At 52.4% G+C, this 17,947-nt stretch carries 17 protein-coding genes and 1 pseudogene; 13 read left to right on the top strand and 5 right to left on the bottom strand.

Annotated features, from left to right (window positions below; genetic code table 11):
• The first annotated feature begins 215 nt into the window (after positions 1-215).
• The 6 genes and pseudogenes from OGW16_RS03675 (at position 216) to tssJ (ending at position 8,545) form a co-directional block, all read left to right on the top strand.
• A complete protein-coding gene (locus OGW16_RS03675) occupies positions 216-1,427 on the top strand; it encodes a KPHS_23130 family T6SS system protein (protein ID WP_502873964.1) in 1,212 nt (403 codons plus the stop codon).
• Positions 1,428-1,430: 3 nt separating this feature from the next.
• Entirely contained in the window at positions 1,431-4,814 is a 3,384-nt protein-coding gene (locus OGW16_RS03670) for an ImcF-related family protein (protein WP_286517914.1), read from the top strand.
• Between the two features lie 126 nt (positions 4,815-4,940).
• A pseudogene (locus OGW16_RS03665) lies at positions 4,941-5,207 on the top strand (PAAR domain-containing protein); the annotation flags it as partial.
• A 23-nt stretch (positions 5,208-5,230) separates the two neighbouring features.
• Positions 5,231-6,994 carry a type VI secretion system baseplate subunit TssF gene (gene tssF, locus OGW16_RS03660; RefSeq protein ID WP_043015902.1) on the top strand — a complete coding sequence of 588 codons (1,764 nt, stop codon included), beginning with the start codon at positions 5,231-5,233 and terminating at the stop codon, positions 6,992-6,994.
• Positions 6,958-8,028 carry a type VI secretion system baseplate subunit TssG gene (gene tssG, locus OGW16_RS03655; RefSeq protein ID WP_286517904.1) on the top strand — a complete coding sequence of 357 codons (1,071 nt, stop codon included), beginning with the start codon at positions 6,958-6,960 and terminating at the stop codon, positions 8,026-8,028. The genes tssF and tssG overlap by 37 nt, the downstream gene beginning before the upstream one ends.
• A gap of 1 nt (position 8,029) precedes the next feature.
• A complete protein-coding gene (gene tssJ / locus OGW16_RS03650; RefSeq protein ID WP_043017884.1) occupies positions 8,030-8,545 on the top strand; it encodes a type VI secretion system lipoprotein TssJ in 516 nt (171 codons plus the stop codon).
• A gap of 39 nt (positions 8,546-8,584) precedes the next feature.
• Here the strand turns inward: tssJ and OGW16_RS03645 are convergent, their stop codons facing one another.
• Together OGW16_RS03645 and mdtH are read right to left on the bottom strand one after the other, a co-directional pair.
• Positions 8,585-9,145 carry a lipoprotein gene (locus OGW16_RS03645; protein WP_043015904.1) on the bottom strand — a complete coding sequence of 187 codons (561 nt, stop codon included), beginning with the start codon at positions 9,143-9,145 and terminating at the stop codon, positions 8,585-8,587.
• 114 nt (positions 9,146-9,259) lie between these two features.
• Positions 9,260-10,468 (bottom strand): multidrug efflux MFS transporter MdtH, encoded by a 1,209-nt coding sequence (mdtH, locus tag OGW16_RS03640; RefSeq protein ID WP_003036166.1) that lies wholly within the window; start codon positions 10,466-10,468, stop codon positions 9,260-9,262.
• A 259-nt stretch (positions 10,469-10,727) separates the two neighbouring features.
• Here mdtH and rimJ point away from each other — a divergent pair, with 259 nt between their 5' ends.
• From rimJ to murJ, 4 genes are all read left to right on the top strand, one after another.
• The gene (gene rimJ, locus OGW16_RS03635) at positions 10,728-11,312 is read left to right on the top strand and encodes a ribosomal protein S5-alanine N-acetyltransferase (RefSeq protein WP_006685101.1); all 585 of its coding nucleotides are present in this window, start codon (positions 10,728-10,730) and stop codon (positions 11,310-11,312) included.
• A 34-nt stretch (positions 11,313-11,346) separates the two neighbouring features.
• On the top strand, positions 11,347-11,994 hold the full coding sequence (locus tag OGW16_RS03630; RefSeq protein WP_043015906.1) for a YceH family protein: 648 nt from the start codon (positions 11,347-11,349) through the stop codon (positions 11,992-11,994).
• A gap of 1 nt (position 11,995) precedes the next feature.
• Entirely contained in the window at positions 11,996-12,919 is a 924-nt protein-coding gene (locus tag OGW16_RS03625; protein ID WP_087052663.1) for a Gfo/Idh/MocA family protein, read from the top strand.
• A 223-nt stretch (positions 12,920-13,142) separates the two neighbouring features.
• Positions 13,143-14,678, top strand: coding sequence for a murein biosynthesis integral membrane protein MurJ (gene murJ / locus OGW16_RS03620; protein WP_200007293.1), 1,536 nt, complete (start codon positions 13,143-13,145; stop codon positions 14,676-14,678).
• Positions 14,679-14,763: 85 nt separating this feature from the next.
• Here murJ and flgN read toward each other — a convergent pair whose 3' ends face one another.
• From flgN to flgA, 3 genes are all read right to left on the bottom strand, one after another.
• Positions 14,764-15,186, bottom strand: a complete 423-nt coding sequence (gene flgN / locus OGW16_RS03615; RefSeq protein ID WP_043015909.1) for a flagella biosynthesis chaperone FlgN — start codon at positions 15,184-15,186, stop codon at positions 14,764-14,766.
• 3 nt (positions 15,187-15,189) lie between these two features.
• Entirely contained in the window at positions 15,190-15,483 is a 294-nt protein-coding gene (flgM, locus tag OGW16_RS03610) for a flagellar biosynthesis anti-sigma factor FlgM (protein WP_003832153.1), read from the bottom strand.
• Between the two features lie 93 nt (positions 15,484-15,576).
• Positions 15,577-16,236 (bottom strand): flagellar basal body P-ring formation chaperone FlgA, encoded by a 660-nt coding sequence (gene flgA / locus OGW16_RS03605; RefSeq protein ID WP_043017885.1) that lies wholly within the window; start codon positions 16,234-16,236, stop codon positions 15,577-15,579.
• Between the two features lie 157 nt (positions 16,237-16,393).
• On the opposite strand from flgA, the gene flgB reads away from it, so the two are divergent.
• Genes flgB through flgD form a run of 3 tightly spaced genes read left to right on the top strand, consistent with a single transcriptional unit; the run spans position 16,394 to position 17,928 of the window.
• Positions 16,394-16,810, top strand: coding sequence for a flagellar basal body rod protein FlgB (gene flgB, locus OGW16_RS03600; protein ID WP_016152626.1), 417 nt, complete (start codon positions 16,394-16,396; stop codon positions 16,808-16,810).
• Positions 16,811-16,813: 3 nt separating this feature from the next.
• A complete protein-coding gene (gene flgC / locus OGW16_RS03595) occupies positions 16,814-17,218 on the top strand; it encodes a flagellar basal body rod protein FlgC (RefSeq protein WP_006685091.1) in 405 nt (134 codons plus the stop codon).
• Positions 17,219-17,229: 11 nt separating this feature from the next.
• Positions 17,230-17,928: a flagellar hook assembly protein FlgD gene (gene flgD / locus OGW16_RS03590; RefSeq protein ID WP_043015910.1), complete on the top strand. Its 699-nt coding sequence runs from the start codon at positions 17,230-17,232 to the stop codon at positions 17,926-17,928.
• Positions 17,929-17,947 lie beyond the last annotated feature (19 nt).

The raw sequence follows: 17,947 nt of genomic DNA, 5'->3' as shown, positions 1-17,947 counted from the left end.
TGGTGCTACTGCTGTCACTATATGCAGCACCGTCCGGTGCCTGAGACGGCGCGTTTTGCAGAACACCCGCAGCAGTGGGGTCATATTCACTGGCCGGAAGCGCTTGACGCTGAATCACGGACGGCACCGAATAATGATTCAACCGCCGGTGTGTAAGAATGTAATCACACTTTTCCGCAATCAAATCTTATTTATCTCTGTCGCAATAATAAATCATGCCCGTAAATTTAAAGTTGATTCCACCGGTGGCTCAGAAACCTAAACTTCCGATCGGCAGACGCTGGTTGAAAGGTCTGACTGGATTACTGGTGATAGGTTCCGGTTGGGCTTATTTTACCGGGTTGTCATTTCATTCGTCGGTATTCTGGATATTTTCAGCCGGACTCCCGCTTACCGTGTGGCTGGTTGCAATATGGCTGCGTATTATGGTTTACCTTCCCGTGTTAATTCAGGCCCAGGCCTGGGATCGACGAAGAGAGGAGTTATTACTGCGTGAAATTCGTCGTGGTCGTCGCGCATTGCAGATATTGCACTGCGCATTTATTACGCCACACAGTGAGCACCAGCCAACGGGCAGCTCTTCTGTAAATATGTTAAAGCAGAATAAGCCGCTCCTGCATATGCAACCATCATGGCATGGAATAGAACGTTTTCGCCATAGTCGCTTACCCCTGGAGCCAGGGATGAAGCGAGATGACCTGGTTAAGCAGATATTCGACAGATTAATGGCTGGAATTGCACGACATCTTAACCAACTGCCGGACCATCAGCCCATAGCGCTATTGTTTGAAACCAATACATCACTATCTTGCCAGCGGTTGCACACGCTTTGGTGCAATGCCTGGCAACAACGTGATATTCGTCAACCCATCGAGCCTGTGACCGGGTACGGGTTGAACGTTATTGATAGCTGGCTGGACAGTCGAATCCACGAAGAAACGGTATTACTGATCATCGCGCTGCAGGTTGCTCCAGACGATCCAGATGGGACCGGGGAGGCGGCCGTTGCACTGCTGCTTGGCAATCGCATGACCCAAAATATCCTTCCTCCTCTGGCATGGGTTCATCGACCGGAAGCGAGTTTTGCCGACACGTTGGCAGAGAGCATTGCTCAAGCGTTGGATTGGGTGCCCGTTCAACCTGAAGATGTCCACGATCTCTGGTCATCCGGTCTGTCGCACCAGCAGCAAAGTACGATAGCTGCGCTGAATGCGCATCCGCCTCTTCAGGGGATAGAGATGAATAGCCGGTTATATAACCTTGACCGAACGTTAGGTGAAACGGGGTGCGTCGCCCCCTGGCTGGCTATCGCTGCCGCAGCACAAGGTACAAAAGAGTCGCAACTGATTATGAGTGGTGAAACAGGGAGCACAAAAATGTGGAGCGTGGTGGTTTCACCTTGTCAGACTGCAAAGGAGAAGGTCTAAGTGATGCGGTTTTTATTACCGATTAAAAATCCGACAGTGCGTTACTGGCTGATAGCAATGGCACCTATGCTGATTTCGGCAATTGCCTGCCTGATAATCTGGTACTGGCCAGAAAAAGTCGGCATGTTGCCGGGAAGCCTGAAACACTCTCGCTGGATAACCGGGTTGGGGGCGACAACTGCGGTAACCGGTGTATATGCGGTATTGACCTGGTTTAGCGCGCGATCTTCTGGTCGCCAGAGTTTCGACCTTACCCGGGCGCATATCCAGGGTGATGATCAACCTCGCATTAGTGAGAGTTACCAACATCACCAGCAGTCGACCCCATTTGCGGATATGTACGCGTATCTACACCGTCAGTATGGACTCTTCTGGCGTCAGCGGGTGCGTGTAATACTTGTCATCGGGGAAGAGACTGAAGTCGCATCGATTGCGCCAACGCTTGCCGAGAAACAATGGCTGGAAGGTGAGGGTGCCGTACTGATTTATGGTGGTAGCCCGCAGGAATCAGTAGATCTCGGACCTTTATCGACGTTGCGTAAATTACGCAGTGCCCGACCTGTGGACGGAATCATTCTGTCGCTCAGCTACGAACAAGCATCAAGCGCTCAATGGATGAGTGATTCGCGACGAAGCCTGGAGCAAACAGGTAACGCATATCACTGGCTACCGCCAATATGGTTGTGGCAAACGGACCCGAGCATGCAAGGGACCCGCATTACTCAGGCGGTAGGTGTTTTCTTTCACGAAAAGACTTGCCCGGAGAGTGTGGGTCGCGAGCTAACCCGTTTGCTGCCGCAGCTATGTGAACAAGGGATGCGTCAGATTTTTACTGATAACCGCCATGATTATCTATTGCGACTTGGGCAGTGGCTGAAGTTGGGAGGGATTGAAAGCTGGCAGCGGATCCTCACGCCGTGGCTGTCTGGTAAGCAATGGCGGATGCCCATATGTGGGCTGATGTTTAGTCCCTCTGTAACGGTCGCGGCGGCGTCAGTTATTCATGCGCATTACTGGTCACCACCGGCCGCGTTTCATGGCGTACTGAAAAGGGGGACTCAGGCTACTGGGCGGCATATGGGGTTATCCCAAGGTCGGATAATGTGTTACGTGGTGGCGGTAGTTATCGGTCTGTGGGGCGTTGGCAGCCTGCTATCGTTTGCCGCCAATTATTATCAAATGACTTCCCTGACAAACAAAGCGCAGCAGTTGGCGATCGGTGAGCAGGTATCAGATGCTGAACTGATACAACTGAATGAACTGCGAAATGATATTGAGCGCATTCAGACACAAAAAAACACAATAGGGTGGCGTCATTTTGGTCTGAATCATGATACTGAATTATTGGCCGTTTTACTCCCGATTTATGGGGTGGCAAATAATCGCCTGATGAGAGACGAGGCTGCGCGGGTGTTGTCTGAAAAACTCGATGCTCTGACGCATCTTCCGCCGGGAAGTCAGCAACGCGCTGACCTGGCAAAATCGGCATACGATCAGCTTAAAGCCTGGCTGATGATGGGCCGCCCGGAAAAGGCCGACCCCGCCTTTTTTTCTCAGGTGATGACGCAGACACAACCGACGCGTAAAGGGATTTCTACCGGTATCTGGCAGAGTCTGTCGCCGGACTTGTGGGGATTTTACATGCAAACTTTACCTGGGCAGCCTGACTGGAAAATTATCCCAGATGCACAGGTGATGATGGCAACCCGGCAGATCCTGCTAGCGCAGATTGAACAACGTAATGGCGATAATGCTATATATCTGAAAATGCTGGGATCCGTTTCCCGCAATTTTCCGGATATGCCCTTGGCGCAGATGACGAATGATACGGATGCCGCGCAATTGTTTACCACTTCGGAAACCGTTCCTGGGGTATTTACCCGCCAGGCATGGGAAGGGCAGGTGCAGCAGGCAATAGCTGACGCAGTGGCATCACGCCGCGAAGAAATTGACTGGGTGCTGAGCGACAATCAAAAAAATAGTCGTGCTGAGGTTTCTCCTGAAGCATTAAAACAACGACTGACAGATCGCTATTTTAGCGAATACTCTGGGTCATGGCTTAAGTTCCTCAACAGTTTACGCTGGAAGCCGGCGCGAAATCTTTCAGATGTTGTGGATCAGCTTACGCTAATGAGCGATGTACGCCAGTCACCGGTAGTTGCACTGATGAATACTGTGGCATGGCAGGGGCAGGCAGGAAAAAAACGTGAAGCCCTGTCCGATTCATTAATGAAATCGGCAGAAAAAATATTGCAGAAAGAAGAGGAGGCACCGGTTATTGACCAACATACAAACGATATGACCGGTCCGTTAGATGAAACGTTTGGCCCATTACTGGCGATAGCCGGTAAGGGTGATACGCCGAATAACCTAACGACTGAAACCTCATTAAGTTTTCAAACATTTCTCACTCGCGTGACCCGAGTCCGCCTGAAGCTGCTCCAGGTCACTCATTCAGCCGATCCGCAGGTCATGATGCAGCAACTGGCACAGACGGTGTTTCAGGGCAAAAATATTGATCTTACCGATACGCGGGAATATGGCAGTTTGTTAGCAGCGGGGTTAGGAGAGGAGTGGAGTGGTTTTGGTGACGCGCTTTTTGTGCAACCCCTGACGCAGGCATGGGAGCAGGTCCTGCAACCATCGGCTGCGGGAATAAATGAGAGCTGGCAACGTACGGTTGTTTCTGACTGGCAGGAAGCAACAGATGGCCGATATCCGGTGAGTGAGGGGCGCAGTGATATTCCACTGCCGGTTCTGGCTGAGTTTATTCGACGTGATTCCGGAAAGATCGACCAATTTCTTCATGAGAATCTCGCGGGTCTAATGCACCGTGAGGGGCGTCGCTGGGAAGTAGACGAAATGAATACCCAGGGATTAATTATTAATCCGGAATTTATCCAAGCCGTTAACCGTCTTGGTGAGGTTCGCGACGCCTTATTTGCTGATGGTAGTCAGGGGATGCGTTTTGAGCTGCGCGCGCGCCCAGTACCGGACGTTGTGGAAACGATACTTTCCATTGACGGACAGCGACTGCACTACTTTAACCAGATGGAAAGCTGGCAGAGTTTCCGTTGGCCGGGAGAAAGCCAGAGACCCGGCGCCATGCTGACCTGGACAACCACGCAGGGAGGGGCAAATCTTTACGGGGACTATCCGGGAGAATTAGGCTTAATTCGTTGGCTGGAACAAGGACGAGCGGAGAAACGTGATGATGGAATGTGGCAACTCACCCTCAGTGCGCCAGACGGTAAAAAACTGTGTTGGTTAATGCGCACTGGGCCAGGCGGTGGGCCGCTGGCATTATTAAAATTGCGAGGTTTTGTCCTGCCGAAGGATATTTTTTTGGTGAGTCGCCAACGAAATCCAGACGCTGGAATAAACTAGCCCAGCCTTCAGATGCTCAAATACGTTCCTGACGAATGTGTCCCTCTTATGTCACTTCAACGCAACTCGAAATCTATCGGTATATAAAAATAATATGCTGACGATAAAGAGCAGTAAGGAGAATATATGGCTGGATGTTATTTGGTTGTAGGCGATAAAACCACCTGCGGAGGGGTAATTATTGAAGGTGATCCCACGCATACTATTATGGGGATACCTGTAGCAAGAGAATTTGACCGGGTTACCTGTGGGCGTTTTATTGGCATATTCAGCATTGTTGGCGGAATTGTGCCCGATACTATCAACGGTCGAATGCCTGCCGGCTCGCAGGAAAGTCAAAGTACCTGTCCATGTCAGTCTTTGTTTATTCCTTCCATGATAACTGACACCTACACTATTTAATAAATGAGTATTCCATGGATGATTTAACCCTGCGTTACTTTGACGCCGAAATGCGCTACCTGCGCGAAGCGGGCGAGGAGTTTGCCCGCGCCCATCCTGACCGGGCGGCGATGTTGAATCTGGATCGCCCTGGTGCTCGCGATCCTTATGTCGAGCGGTTGTTTGAAGGCTTCGCTTTTCTTATGGGGCGGCTGCGGGAAAAACTGGATGACGACCTACCGGAACTGACCGAAGGGTTGGTGAGTTTACTATGGCCGCATTATCTGCGGACGATCCCTTCGTTAGCGATTGTGGAGTTGACGCCACAATGGCGCGAGATGAAAGAGCGGATGGTTGTAGAGAAAGGATTTGAGGTGCTTTCTGGCCCGGTAGGTGATAAGCGCACCCGCTGTCGTTACACCACTACTCGGGATGTCACATTGCTGCCGTTGTTGCTGGAGATGGCGCGACTGGACACCGATCCGGACGGACGTTCCGTGATCAAACTGCGTTTTTCCTGCAGTGAGCTGGCCGACTGGCAGCAGGTAGATCTGAGTCGACTTGCATTTTATCTCAATGCTGATGCGCCGCTGGCCTGTGCATTACATGAAGCGTTGTCGCTAAATGTGGCGACTATACGTTTGCGATTGCCAGGACAGACAGATGATCAAGCGCTGGAAGCCTGGTTCACGCCAGGGGGATTTGGCAATGAGGATAACCTCTGGCCGAAGGATAGCGGTGCGTTTGGCGGTTATCAGCTGTTGTTGGAGTACTTCACTTTTCGGGAAAAATTTATGGCGCTGGCGCTCTGCGGACTTGAACAGGTTGTTCTCCCGCAAAGGCTCCCCTGGTTCGAACTTGATGTCGTTTTGAAACGCCGCTGGGATTATGACTTCACCTTCAGTGAAAAACATATCCGCCTGCACTGTGTGCCAGTGATAAACCTTTTTCCTCTGGAGTCTGACCCGCTGACCCCTGATGCCTTGCAGACCGAATATTTGTTACGTCCGATGCGTATTCAGGATGGCCACACTGAAATTTACTCTGTAGATTCCGTTATTTCGTCAAAGCACTCCGGGCATCAGGTTTTTGTGCCATTCACCAGTTTTCGCCACAAAGGGGGAATGTTACGCCATGACGCACCAGAATATTATTATCACACCCGAGTAAAACGTGGCCCTTCCGGTCTACATGATACCTGGCTAATCCTCGGTGGTGAGGCTTTTGATAACTACAGCGTACCTGAAGGCGAAAGCCTGTCATTAAGCCTTACCGGTACGAACGGTCAACTACCTCGTCGGGTATTACGCAGTACGTTGCTCGACACCGTTGTAAAGTCTACCGCGGCGAATGTCCGAGTCCGTAATCTGACGGCGCCAACGCTTCCCTGTTATCCACCAAACCGTGACCGTTTTCACTGGCGTGTATTAAGCCATCTGGGGAGCAGTTTTCTGTGGATGATGGATAACCCGGAAGTATTGCGTGGAACTCTGGCGCTTTATGACTGGACGGACGATGAAATGAATCGACGCCGTCTGGCCGCTATTGTTGACGTTAAGCACAGCGAAACGGAGCGTTTCGAGCGCGGGCATCTGCTACGCGGTGTGCAGATAGAGGTCACCCTTGATAGCAATGGTTTTGCCGGCCGCGGAGACATCTGCCTGTTTGGTGAAATGCTCAATCGCTTTTTTGCACTCTATACCGACATCCACCTGTTTAATCGGTTGATTCTGATCTTACAACCTACGGGGGAGCAGCTAGCATGGGACGAAAATCCGCGCAACCCAGGGATGCGCTAACATCACGTCTGAAAGAAGATATTAGTCGTATTAATTTTTATCGATTTTGCCAGCTTCTGGAAAACCACGGCGCTCACCGACTGGGGGAAAGTGATAACCCGCATGATGATATGGTGCGTTTTCGTCCCCATCCTGGTGTAGGGTTTCCCGCTAGCGAACTGAAAGCTATTGAGTGCGATCCTGAGCATCCGGATGCCCCTCTTACGGTCCGCTCAACCTTCATGGGGCTTTACGGTGTGGATTCACCGCTGCCGACAACATACATAGATGACATCACGCAAAGGCGCGATGGTCACGAGGTACTGGAAACCTTCCTCGATATTTTCAACCATCGTATTTTGACGCAGTTTTACCGCATCTGGCGAAAATACAGTTACCCAGCCACTTTTGAAGCGGGGGGGCGCGATAGTACTTCGCGCTGCTTATTGGGACTCATTGGCTTAGGGATCGCCGGTACACAGGAGCATATTGCCACACCGTCATCGCGTTTCCTCGCCCTGTTGGGGATTATGCGCCAGCCCGGGAGAACGGCAGAAGGTATTGCCCGGTTGGTCAACTTACTGGCGCCGAACACGCGTACTGACGTCATAGCACACGATCTGCGTACGGTGGCGATTCGACAACCTGCAGGACTGTTTGATGAACAACCATTAAGGCTGGATGGCCATACGATACTGGGGGATGAGGCAACCGATGCAGCCAGTCAGTTATTAATTTCACTCGTGACTGATGATGCAACAGAAACGGAGGGCTGGTTACCCGATGGGGGGCTTTTGACCGACTTGCTGGTATTACTGCGTGTTTATCTGGGGTGGCGCTATCGGGCGCGGATTATGTTGACTCTTCCCACCCGTCTGCTTCCTGAGCCTGTGCTGGGTGAGTCACCTGTGCGACTGGGTCTTACCTGTGTTAATGGTCTGCAAAAAGGAGACAGGGACTTACCGGACGACTTCACTGTAGAACTTGAACATTACCGTGGTCTGACACTCGCTATGATAAATAAGGACATAAAGCGTGTTCATTACCGTTTTTAAAATGAAAAATATTCTTCCCGTACTGGCATTAATACTCAGTGGCTGCGGCTTCTTTCAGTCAGTAAGTGACGGTACCCGCTCCGCTGCAAGCTCTCTTTTTTATAAACAGATTAAGATATTACATCTTGATATCTCTGGCCGGGCCGCGCTCAATACTGACAGCCGCGAGCAAAACAGCGCGCCACAGTCGGTTATAGTGCGTATTTACCAGTTAAAAGATGAGAAGCGTTTTAATCAGACTCAGTACGAACAACTGGTCGGTTACGGGGCTAACCTGTTAAAAGAGGATTTACTGGCTGAGCAGTTTGTGGTGGTTAAGCCCAATAGCGCCGTGACGCAGGATATGCCGATGGAAGAGGGAACACAATTTGTGGCGATTGTGGCTCTGTTTCGCGATCCTGATATGACCAAGGGCAACTGGCGGTTGGTGGTCAAACGCAACGATCTTGACCCCGATGAGGCACGTAAAATCGTGCTTGATGGCCATAGTATGACGATGCTGCCAGAGGAAAAGTAATCCCTCATAGAAAAGGGCGCATCGGCGCCCTCTGTTTTATTAGTCAGTGAACGGGATGATGATTTCGCCCGGTTTCACCTCAATACCTTTCGCCAGTTTTTTCGCCAGCGCTTCACCCTGGCTACTGTCATCCTGCAGAATATACGCTGGTTGCTGATTGAAATAGTTTCGCAGCGACTGATTCAAATAAGGCATCAGCGTTTGCAGCACCGACTGCATTTTTTCCGGTGTGACGGTGGCATCCACAACTTCCATCTCTTGCAGATAAATCGCGCCTTTTTCTTTATTGAAGACCGGTAAGGCTTTGAGTTTCAGCTTCATGGTCGCTTTTTGAGTGCCAAACAGCGAGTTCATGTCCAGGTTGGCATCACCGGTCAGCGTCACTTTATTGGGTTCTTCACGGCCTATCTGGCTGGCGAGATTGTTTAGTACGATATGCGCTTCAGCGACGCCAGGCAATCCGATATCTTTAGAAAAGTTATTATGTTTCGCCAGGGCCTGATTAATCTCTTGCTCGCTAACCGTGTATTGCGTGAGTTGATTACAACCAACCAACAGGCCGCTGACAATGAGCGCAGCGGCAAAAAGAAGCTTTTTCATGGGGTTCCTCAACATGATGCTTGTGGTGTAATCGTGACACAAAGCATCATCGAGTACCAGCGCCGCGGCTACCAGCAGAAAAAACTGAAAAATGCGCGTACGCCGGATTGGCTATCAGGCGTCAGGCTCCAGCATACCCCTCGTTGGGCGTTTGAGGCTGAATTGCCAGCCCAGCGCCAGGAAAGTGATGAAGCCGATGATACCGAGCATCATCCAGGGCAGTTCAGGCTGCGCCAGGGCTTTACCCATGTCAAACAGCCAGCCGCCGCCGACATAACCAATTGCGCCACCGATAGCGAGGCCCAGTCGACTGAATCCCATATAGCTTCCTCGGGCACGTGCATTCGCCAGCGAGGCGCTCAGGGTTTCACGCGCCGGTTCGGCGATGATCGAGCCAATATAGAAGGTGCAGATCAGGGTAAACAACTGCTGCAAATTCCCGACCAGACCGATGGGCATCATGCTCAGAGACATCACCAGCAGCCCGGCCATCAGGCGATGCTCAAGGCGAAAGCGTTTTTCGCTCCAGCGAGCAATCGGGTAGAGCAACGTTAAAGAGAGGCACGCCTCGATGGCGTACATCCATTTTACAGCAGCCGGTGAGCCAGCGATGTCGTTCACCATGATTGGCAGCATCAGCATCACCTGCACTGCCAGCATGTAATAGCCTGCCAGCGTCAGCACATAGGTGACAAAGCGCTTGTCATGCATGACATGGCTCATCCCTTCGCGCACCGGTATTTTTACCGTCGACAGCTTCCATGCCGGGAGCAGCCAGGCGTTAAACGCCGCGCACAGAACGAATAAAATTGCGCCGGTGGCACATACCAGACGAAAATCGTATTGCAATAACCAACTGCCGAGCAACGCGCCGACCACGGCCCCGGCGCTATCCTGCATCATCAGAATAGAGAAAAAACGCCCGCGCTTTTCCGGGCGGATCAGTTTGACCACCAGCGCCGAGCGGGGAGGGTCGAACAGCGTACCGCCCAACCCGGAAAGAAAGCAGGAAAACCACAGCAGCCACGGCTCATGAGCAATGCCCATGGTGGCAAATCCGGCAGCGCGCATCAGCATGCCGGTGACGATCATTGGTTTGGCGCCGAAACGGTCCGCAATAGCGCCGCCGAAAATACCCAACCCCTGCTGGATAAATTGACGTAATCCAAGTGCGATACCGACCATCACGGCAGCCCAGCCCATTTGGTCGACGAAACGAATTGAGATCAGCGGGAAAACGACGAAGAAACCCAGCACGACCAGCATATTATCGATGAGAAGGAAGTATTTACCCAGGTTCCTTGCCTGCGAGACTTGCGACATTTCCCCTCCAGGGAAAAACTCGTCACTCTGGATAGAGTTTAAAAGATAAGCACCTCCTATTCTGCGGTGTCGTCATCGCTTTTCCCACCCTTCGCGGGACAATATTTTTTTATCAAAAGTCCGTCTTGATAGAGAGTTTTCATCAAAATGTGTGAATAATTCAAAAAATGGCATTTTGCTCTTTTCACAGGGTGTATTCGCACAGGTATAGTAATGCGAATAGCGTATTGAAGACGTTACGGGAAGGAGTAGGTATAGAATGTTTGGCTATCGCAGTAACGTGCCAAAAGTGCGCTTAACCACGGACCGCCTGGTCGTGCGTTTGGTGCATGAGCGTGATGCCTGGCGTCTGGCAGATTATTACGCAGAAAATCGTCATTTCTTAAAACCCTGGGAACCCATTCGCGATGAAAGCCACTGCTATCCGTCCGGCTGGCAGGCGCGTCTGAGTATGATCTCTGAGTTTCATAAACAAGGCACCGCTTATTACTTTGCGCTGCTTGATCCGGAAGAAAAAGAAATTATCGGCGTTGCTAACTTCTCGAACGTGGTGCGGGGATCCTTCCACGCCTGCTATCTCGGTTACTCCATTGCGCAGAAGTGGCAGGGACAGGGGCTGATGTATGAAGCCTTAACGTCGGCCATCCGTTATATGCAGCGTACGCAGCACATTCACCGCATTATGGCTAACTACATGCCACATAATAAACGCAGCGGTGACCTGCTGGCGCGACTGGGTTTTGAAAAAGAAGGATATGCTAAAGACTACCTGCTGATTGACGGGCAGTGGCGCGATCACGTGCTGACGGCGTTGACGACATCAGAATGGACCCCCGGCCGCTAAGTTTCAGATGCAGCCATGATTAATGGAGAAGACGATGAAATACGAATTAACCGCCACCGAAGCACGAGTGATTGGCTGTTTATTAGAAAAACAAGTGACTACGCCTGAACAGTATCCGCTCTCCGTAAACGGAGTGGTAACCGCCTGCAACCAAAAAACGAATCGTGAGCCGGTGATGAACCTGTCGGAATCGGAAGTACAGGATCAGCTTGATAACCTCGTGAAACGGCATTTCCTGCGCACGGTAAGCGGTTTCGGCAATCGCGTCACGAAATATGAGCAGCGGTTCTGCAATTCGGAGTTTGGCAATCTTAAACTCAGCGCGGGGGAAGTGGCGCTCATCACCACGCTGTTGCTGCGCGGCGCCCAAACGCCGGGTGAACTGCGTAGCCGCGCATCCCGTATGTACGAATTCAGTGACATGGCCGAAGTGGAGTCGACGCTGGAGAAGCTGGCGACCCGGGAAGATGGTCCTTATGTCATTCGCCTGGCGCGCGAGCCGGGCAAACGGGAAAGCCGTTATATGCACCTGTTTTGTGGTGACGTTGATGAAGCAATTGCCGCGGCAGATGAACCTCCGGTAGCAACGGGGGATCTGCAGGCGCGCGTTGAGGCACTGGAGTCAGAAGTTGCGGAGCTCAAGCAGCGGCTTGATTCCTTACTGGCGCATTTGGGAGACTAACGTGAATAAATTACGCATCGGCGTTGTCGGCCTCGGTGGGATTGCACAAAAGGCCTGGCTACCCGTGCTGGGCGCTAGTGCCGACTGGACGCTGCAAGGGGCATTTTCACCTTCGCGGGAAAAAGCGCTGCGTATCTGTGATACCTGGCGGATCCCCTACGTTGATTCTCTGGTGAATCTGGCGCAAACCTGCGATGCGGTTTTCGTTCATTCCAGTACCGCGACGCACTATGCGGTAGTAAGTGAACTGCTAAACGCCGGGGTGCATGTGTGTGTGGATAAACCGCTGGCGGAAAATTTGCGCGAGGCAGAGCAATTAGTGGAGCTGGCCGCGCGGAAAAAGCTGACGCTGATGGTCGGGTTTAACCGACGATTTGCGCCGCTTTATCAGGATCTCAAAGCTCAGTTGGCTAATGCGGCGTCTGTCCGTATGGATAAGCACCGTACGAACAGCGTCGGGCCGCACGATCTGCGCTTCACTCTGCTGGACGATTATCTGCACGTAGTCGATACCGCATTGTGGCTGGCGGGAGGAAAGGCGCAGTTAAACAACGGCACGCTGTTAACCAATGAATCCGGTGCGATGCTTTATGCGGAACACCATTTTTCTGCCGGTCAAATGCAGATAACGACCAGTATGCATCGCCGAGCTGGTAGTCAGCGTGAGTGTGTGCAGGCGGTGACGGACGGCGGCCTGATAGATGTAACTGATATGCGGGAATGGCAGGAAGAGCGTGGGCAAGGCGTGGTGCACAAACCGATAGCAGGCTGGCAAACCACTCTGGAACAGCGGGGTTTTGCCGGATGCGCACGTCATTTTATTGAGTGCGTGCAAAATCAGACGGTTCCCCAGACGGCAGGCGAGCAGGCGCTACTGGCCCAGCGCGTTGTCGAAACGCTGTGGCGGGAGGCGATGGCTGAATAACCCCCTGTAACATCTGGCGGTAGTAATTCATTGTAATCCAGGTACTATATGCCAACTCAAAAATAACACCTCTTTTCAACCATAGGCTGGTTTGTAGGCCTGGTAAGATGCTGCGGCGTCGCCATCAGGCACAGCAAAAGTGTCGGATGGCGGCGAGCATGCCTTATCTGACCTACGGGCAGGTTTGTCGGGGTTTTGCCTCAGAGTCTGGAATACAACATAGATGAATTTATTAAAGTCGCTGGCAGCCGTCAGCTCGATGACGATGTTTTCACGTGTGCTGGGTTTTGCGCGTGATGCAATTGTCGCCAGAATCTTTGGCGCAGGGATGGCGACAGATGCCTTTTTTGTGGCATTCAAACTTCCTAACTTGCTGCGCCGAATCTTTGCTGAGGGCGCTTTTTCGCAGGCGTTTGTGCCTATCCTGGCTGAGTACAAAAGTAAGCAAGGTGAAGATGCGACCCGCGTGTTTGTCGCTTACGTTTCCGGGCTGTTGACCCTGGCGCTGGCCGTGGTGACGGTCGCCGGGATGCTGGCTGCCCCGTGGGTGATTTTAGTAACCGCGCCTGGGTTTGCCGACACCGCCGACAAATTTGCGCTGACTACTCAACTGCTGCGCATAACCTTTCCGTATATTCTGCTGATCTCACTGGCTTCGCTGGTTGGTGCGATCCTTAACACCTGGAACCGCTTTTCTATTCCGGCGTTTGCGCCGACTTTTCTGAATATCAGCATGATCGGTTTCGCGCTGTTTGCAGCACCTTATTTTCATCCTCCGGTGCTGGCGCTGGCGTGGGCCGTTACGGTTGGCGGCGTGCTACAACTGATTTACCAGCTGCCGCATCTGAAAAAAATTGGCATGCTGGTGCTGCCGCGGGTGAACTTCCACGATGCGGGTGCGATGCGCGTCGTCAAGCAAATGGGCCCGGCGATCCTTGGGGTTTCCGTCAGCCAGATTTCACTGATCATCAATACGATTTTTGCCTCGTTTCTGGCCTCTGGCTCGGTTTCATGGATGTACTATGCCGACCGTCTGATGGAGTTTCCGTCCGGCGTACTTGGCGTAGCGCTGGGGACTATCCTGCTGCCATCGCTGTCCAAAAGCTTTTCCAGCGGGAATCATGATGAGTACTGCCGGCTGATGGACTGGGGGCTGCGTTTATGTTTTCTGCTGGCATTACCGAGTGCCGTAGCATTAGGGATTCTGGCCAAACCGTTGACGGTGTCTCTGTTCCAGTACGGGAAATTTACTGCCTTTGACGCCGCCATGACTCAACGCGCGCTGGTGGCGTACTCGGTCGGTTTGATTGGCTTGATCGTGGTGAAAGTGTTGGCCCCAGGTTTTTATTCGCGCCAGGATATTAAAACGCCGGTCAAGATTGCCATTGTCACGCTGATTATGACCCAGGTAATGAACCTGGCGTTTATCGGACCGCTGAAACATGCCGGGTTGTCGCTATCGATTGGTCTGGCGGCGTGTCTGAACGCTTCACTACTGTACTGGCAGTTGCGTAAGCAGAAAATCTTCACCCCGCAACCGGGCTGGGCCTGGTTCCTGACGCGACTGGTGATTTCTGTACTGGTGATGTCGGCGGCGCTGGTCGGGATGCTATACATTATGCCGGACTGGTCGCAGGGAACGATGTTGTGGCGCCTGCTGCGTCTGATGGCTGTCGTAGTGGTAGGTATTGCCGCTTACTTTGCCGCGCTCGCCGTTCTGGGCTTTAAAGTGAAAGAGTTTGTGCGCCGGACGGCGTAACAGATCAATGCCGGATGGCGGCTTAACGCCGTATCCGGCCTACAAAACGCGTAGGACTGATAAGCAAAGTGTTATCAGGCTTGCATCAGATAGAGAATTTTTTCCCGCCGCGGTGCGCAGCAGAGGTTTGACCGTTTGCGCCATACAGCGCCGGTTCCTGGTGCGGTTTCAGCACTTGTATTGCTTGTTGATTGCGCTCGATCTGTCCTTCCAGCAGCCAGCCATTGTGCTGATTGAGGTCGCGTAGGTGCTGTGTTTTCATGGTGATGGTTTGCCAACGCTCGGCAATTTCATCATTAGCGCTGCGCGTGGCATCATGCTCCAGACGGCGCTGCTGCTCCAGATAATCAAGGGTTGCCAGCAAAGAGCTTTTTTCTTCTGTAATACGCTGAAGCAGGCTGCCGTTGATATATCCTGCGGAAAGTTGCTGCTGTTCAGCATCCATTACCGTTTTCAGGTCATTGAGGACGGTCGTCATCTGGTCAAGTATTTCTGACAAACGAGTCATACTTTATTTACTCTGTAAGTAGCTCTGCGCCTCGCGGATCAGCGAGTCGGCAATTTTTCCAGTGTCCATCTTCAGCTCACCGTTACGGATCGCGGTTTTCAGTGCTTCGACGCGTTCCATATTGATGTCATTGGTGCCGGGCTGCATCAGTTTAGCCTGGGCGTCGCTCAGCATGACGCTGGTGCTGGTGGTGGCGGTGGTTTTTTCCTTCCGCGCTTTTTGTACCGGCGCATCGCTGGTTTCACGTGGCTGAACGGTACTTACTGGTTTCAATGGTGAGGTACGATCAATGCTCATTTTGTTTTTCCTCATCGAGGGGTTACGCTATAGCGGCCCGCTGTAATCATTGGTTGTTTATCTATCGGCACACGCTAAAAAATCTTTAACCTATTATAGGTTAATCAGAATATTCCCATCAGAATCGACGATGCCGCTCACCACCTGGCCTGAAACCATCCGCACTCGCGCATTCTGTGCAACGGCGGCATTGTTCAGCGCTTTGCCTTCGGCATTCACCCGAAAACCCTCTCCGTTGGCGATAACCAGTACGCGCTGACCGGCCTTGATCCGCCAGGCCTGGCGCAACATTGAAAGCTGTATCGGTTGACCTGGCACCAGATCGCGCAGGCTTACGGCATCCTGTACTTGACTCATATCCAGCACCGCGCGCGGTGGTAGTTGGTCCAGTCGACCTCGTTTTAACGTTACGCTGGCCTGAGTCAGGGCGCTACCCCGGGCTACGGGCGCGGCGGCTACCACGTAGTTTCCTGTGGCCTGCACGTTCACCTGCAGATAACGTTTTTCGTTGGCGCATCGCGCCAGCACGTTCACATTGCCCCACAGTTTTGCACTGCCGGACACGCTTAATGCGGGTTGCTCGCAGCTCGGCAGTAAGTTTGGTGACGTTCGGATAGTGACCATCACCTCATCGCTAAATCCGGCCAGACGCTGGGAGAACCATGCTGTTAGCTGAGAATTCAGGTCTTGCGCCAGCGTCATAGGGCTGAACAGCAGTGCTGCAACGACTATTCCACGTTTAAACGTTTGCATCAAAACCTCGTGCTTTTTCAGGTAGTGGCAGGATTTTACCTGTGTGACGCAGTCATCAACGCAACAAATAGCGACGCATTTTGCGTTTATTCCGGCGATAACGCGCGCGTAATGGGATTTAAGCTGTCGGCTGAATTTTGTCATTTGCGGAGGAGATATGCTCGATAAGCTCGACGCCGCCTTACGTTTTCAACAGGAAGCGCTGAATTTGCGCGCCCAACGCCAGGAAGTATTGGCGGCCAACATAGCCAATGCCGACACGCCGGGGTATCAGGCGCGTGACCTGGATTTCGCCAGTGAATTGAAAAAAGTCATGGTGCGAGGACGGGAAGAAACCGGCGGTGTCTCGTTGACGCTGACCTCTGCACAACACATTCCGGCCCAGACCGTTTCCGCGCCTTCTACGGAGCTGCTCTACCGTATTCCTGACCAGCCGTCTCTCGATGGTAACACGGTGGATATGGACCGGGAGCGTACGCAATTTGCCGACAACAGCCTCAAATATCAAATGGGGCTAACCGCGCTGGGTGGACAAATCAAAGGCATGATGAACGTGCTGCAAGGAGGGAACTAATTCGTGGCGCTGTTAAATATTTTTGATATCGCAGGCTCTGCGCTGACGGCTCAGTCTAAGCGTCTGAACGTGGCGGCCAGCAACATGGCGAATGCGGATAGCGTCACCGGACCCGACGGTCAACCGTATCGTGCGAAGCAGGTTGTTTTTCAGGTTGATGCCGCGCCAGGCGCAGCAACCGGTGGCGTGAAAGTTGCTGATGTCATTGAAAGCCAGGCGCCGGATAAGCTGGTTTATGAACCGGGTAATCCGCTGGCCGATGCGAATGGTTACGTAAAAATGCCGAATGTGGACGTCGTCGGCGAAATGGTCAACACCATGTCAGCCTCGCGTAGCTACCAGGCAAACGTCGAAGTGCTCAACACCGTGAAAAGCTTGATGCTCAAAACGCTGACGCTAGGCCAGTAAAGGAGGCGCACATGTCTATTGCTGTAAAAATGAATGACCCAGGCACCACTGGCGTTAATGACGCCACGGGGAAGAATTCGCTGACGGGCAGCAACGCTGCTGATCTGCAAAGCAGCTTTCTGACGCTGCTGGTTGCACAGCTGAAAAACCAGGATCCAACTAACCCGCTGCAAAACAACGAACTGACCACCCAACTGGCGCAAATCAGTACCGTGAGCGGAATAGAAAAACTGAACACCACGTTGGGGTCGATCTCCGGACAGATCGACAACAGCCAGTCGCTGCAGGCCAGTACCCTGATTGGCCACGGCGTCATGATCCCGGGCACTACCATCCTGACCGGTAAAGGTACGGAAGAGGGCGCCAAAACCACCACCACGCCGTTTGGCGTTGAGCTGCAGCAACCAGCAGATAAGGTTACCGCAACCATTACCGATAAAGACGGCAAGGTGGTACGCACCATTGATATTGGCGGTTTGAAAGCGGGCGTTCATACCTTTACCTGGGACGGCACCATGACCGATGGCACGGATGCGCCAAGCGGTTCTTACAACGTGTCAATTGCTGCCAGTAATGGCGGAACGCAACTGGTGGCGCAGCCGCTTCAGTTTGCGCTGGTGCAGGGAGTTATTCGCAGTAACGGCGGTAATACGCTGGACCTGGGCACCTATGGAACCACCACCCTCGACGAAGTACGGCAGATCATTTAAGCCTTCACACTTATCAGGA

This window comes from Citrobacter sp. Ce104, from assembly GCF_030334595.1.
Taxonomy (GTDB): Bacteria; Pseudomonadota; Gammaproteobacteria; order Enterobacterales; family Enterobacteriaceae; genus Citrobacter; species Citrobacter europaeus.
Note: the sequence above shows the minus strand (reverse complement) of the source record. Positions and strands in the feature narration are given on the sequence as shown.

Coding starts and splice junctions, on each gene's coding strand:
- tssF (WP_043015902.1), top strand. CDS start 5,231: ATGGATGATTTAACCCTGCGTTACTTTGACGCCGAAATGCGCTACCTG.
- flgA (WP_043017885.1), bottom strand. CDS start 16,236: ATGCAAACGTTTAAACGTGGAATAGTCGTTGCAGCACTGCTGTTCAGC.
- tssG (WP_286517904.1), top strand. CDS start 6,958: ATGGGACGAAAATCCGCGCAACCCAGGGATGCGCTAACATCACGTCTG.
- flgB (WP_016152626.1), top strand. CDS start 16,394: ATGCTCGATAAGCTCGACGCCGCCTTACGTTTTCAACAGGAAGCGCTG.
- OGW16_RS03670 (WP_286517914.1), top strand. CDS start 1,431: ATGCGGTTTTTATTACCGATTAAAAATCCGACAGTGCGTTACTGGCTG.
- flgN (WP_043015909.1), bottom strand. CDS start 15,186: ATGACTCGTTTGTCAGAAATACTTGACCAGATGACGACCGTCCTCAAT.
- OGW16_RS03675 (WP_502873964.1), top strand. CDS start 216: ATGCCCGTAAATTTAAAGTTGATTCCACCGGTGGCTCAGAAACCTAAA.
- rimJ (WP_006685101.1), top strand. CDS start 10,728: ATGTTTGGCTATCGCAGTAACGTGCCAAAAGTGCGCTTAACCACGGAC.
- flgD (WP_043015910.1), top strand. CDS start 17,230: ATGTCTATTGCTGTAAAAATGAATGACCCAGGCACCACTGGCGTTAAT.
- tssJ (WP_043017884.1), top strand. CDS start 8,030: ATGAAAAATATTCTTCCCGTACTGGCATTAATACTCAGTGGCTGCGGC.
- murJ (WP_200007293.1), top strand. CDS start 13,143: ATGAATTTATTAAAGTCGCTGGCAGCCGTCAGCTCGATGACGATGTTT.
- flgM (WP_003832153.1), bottom strand. CDS start 15,483: ATGAGCATTGATCGTACCTCACCATTGAAACCAGTAAGTACCGTTCAG.
- mdtH (WP_003036166.1), bottom strand. CDS start 10,468: ATGTCGCAAGTCTCGCAGGCAAGGAACCTGGGTAAATACTTCCTTCTC.
- OGW16_RS03645 (WP_043015904.1), bottom strand. CDS start 9,145: ATGAAAAAGCTTCTTTTTGCCGCTGCGCTCATTGTCAGCGGCCTGTTG.
- OGW16_RS03630 (WP_043015906.1), top strand. CDS start 11,347: ATGAAATACGAATTAACCGCCACCGAAGCACGAGTGATTGGCTGTTTA.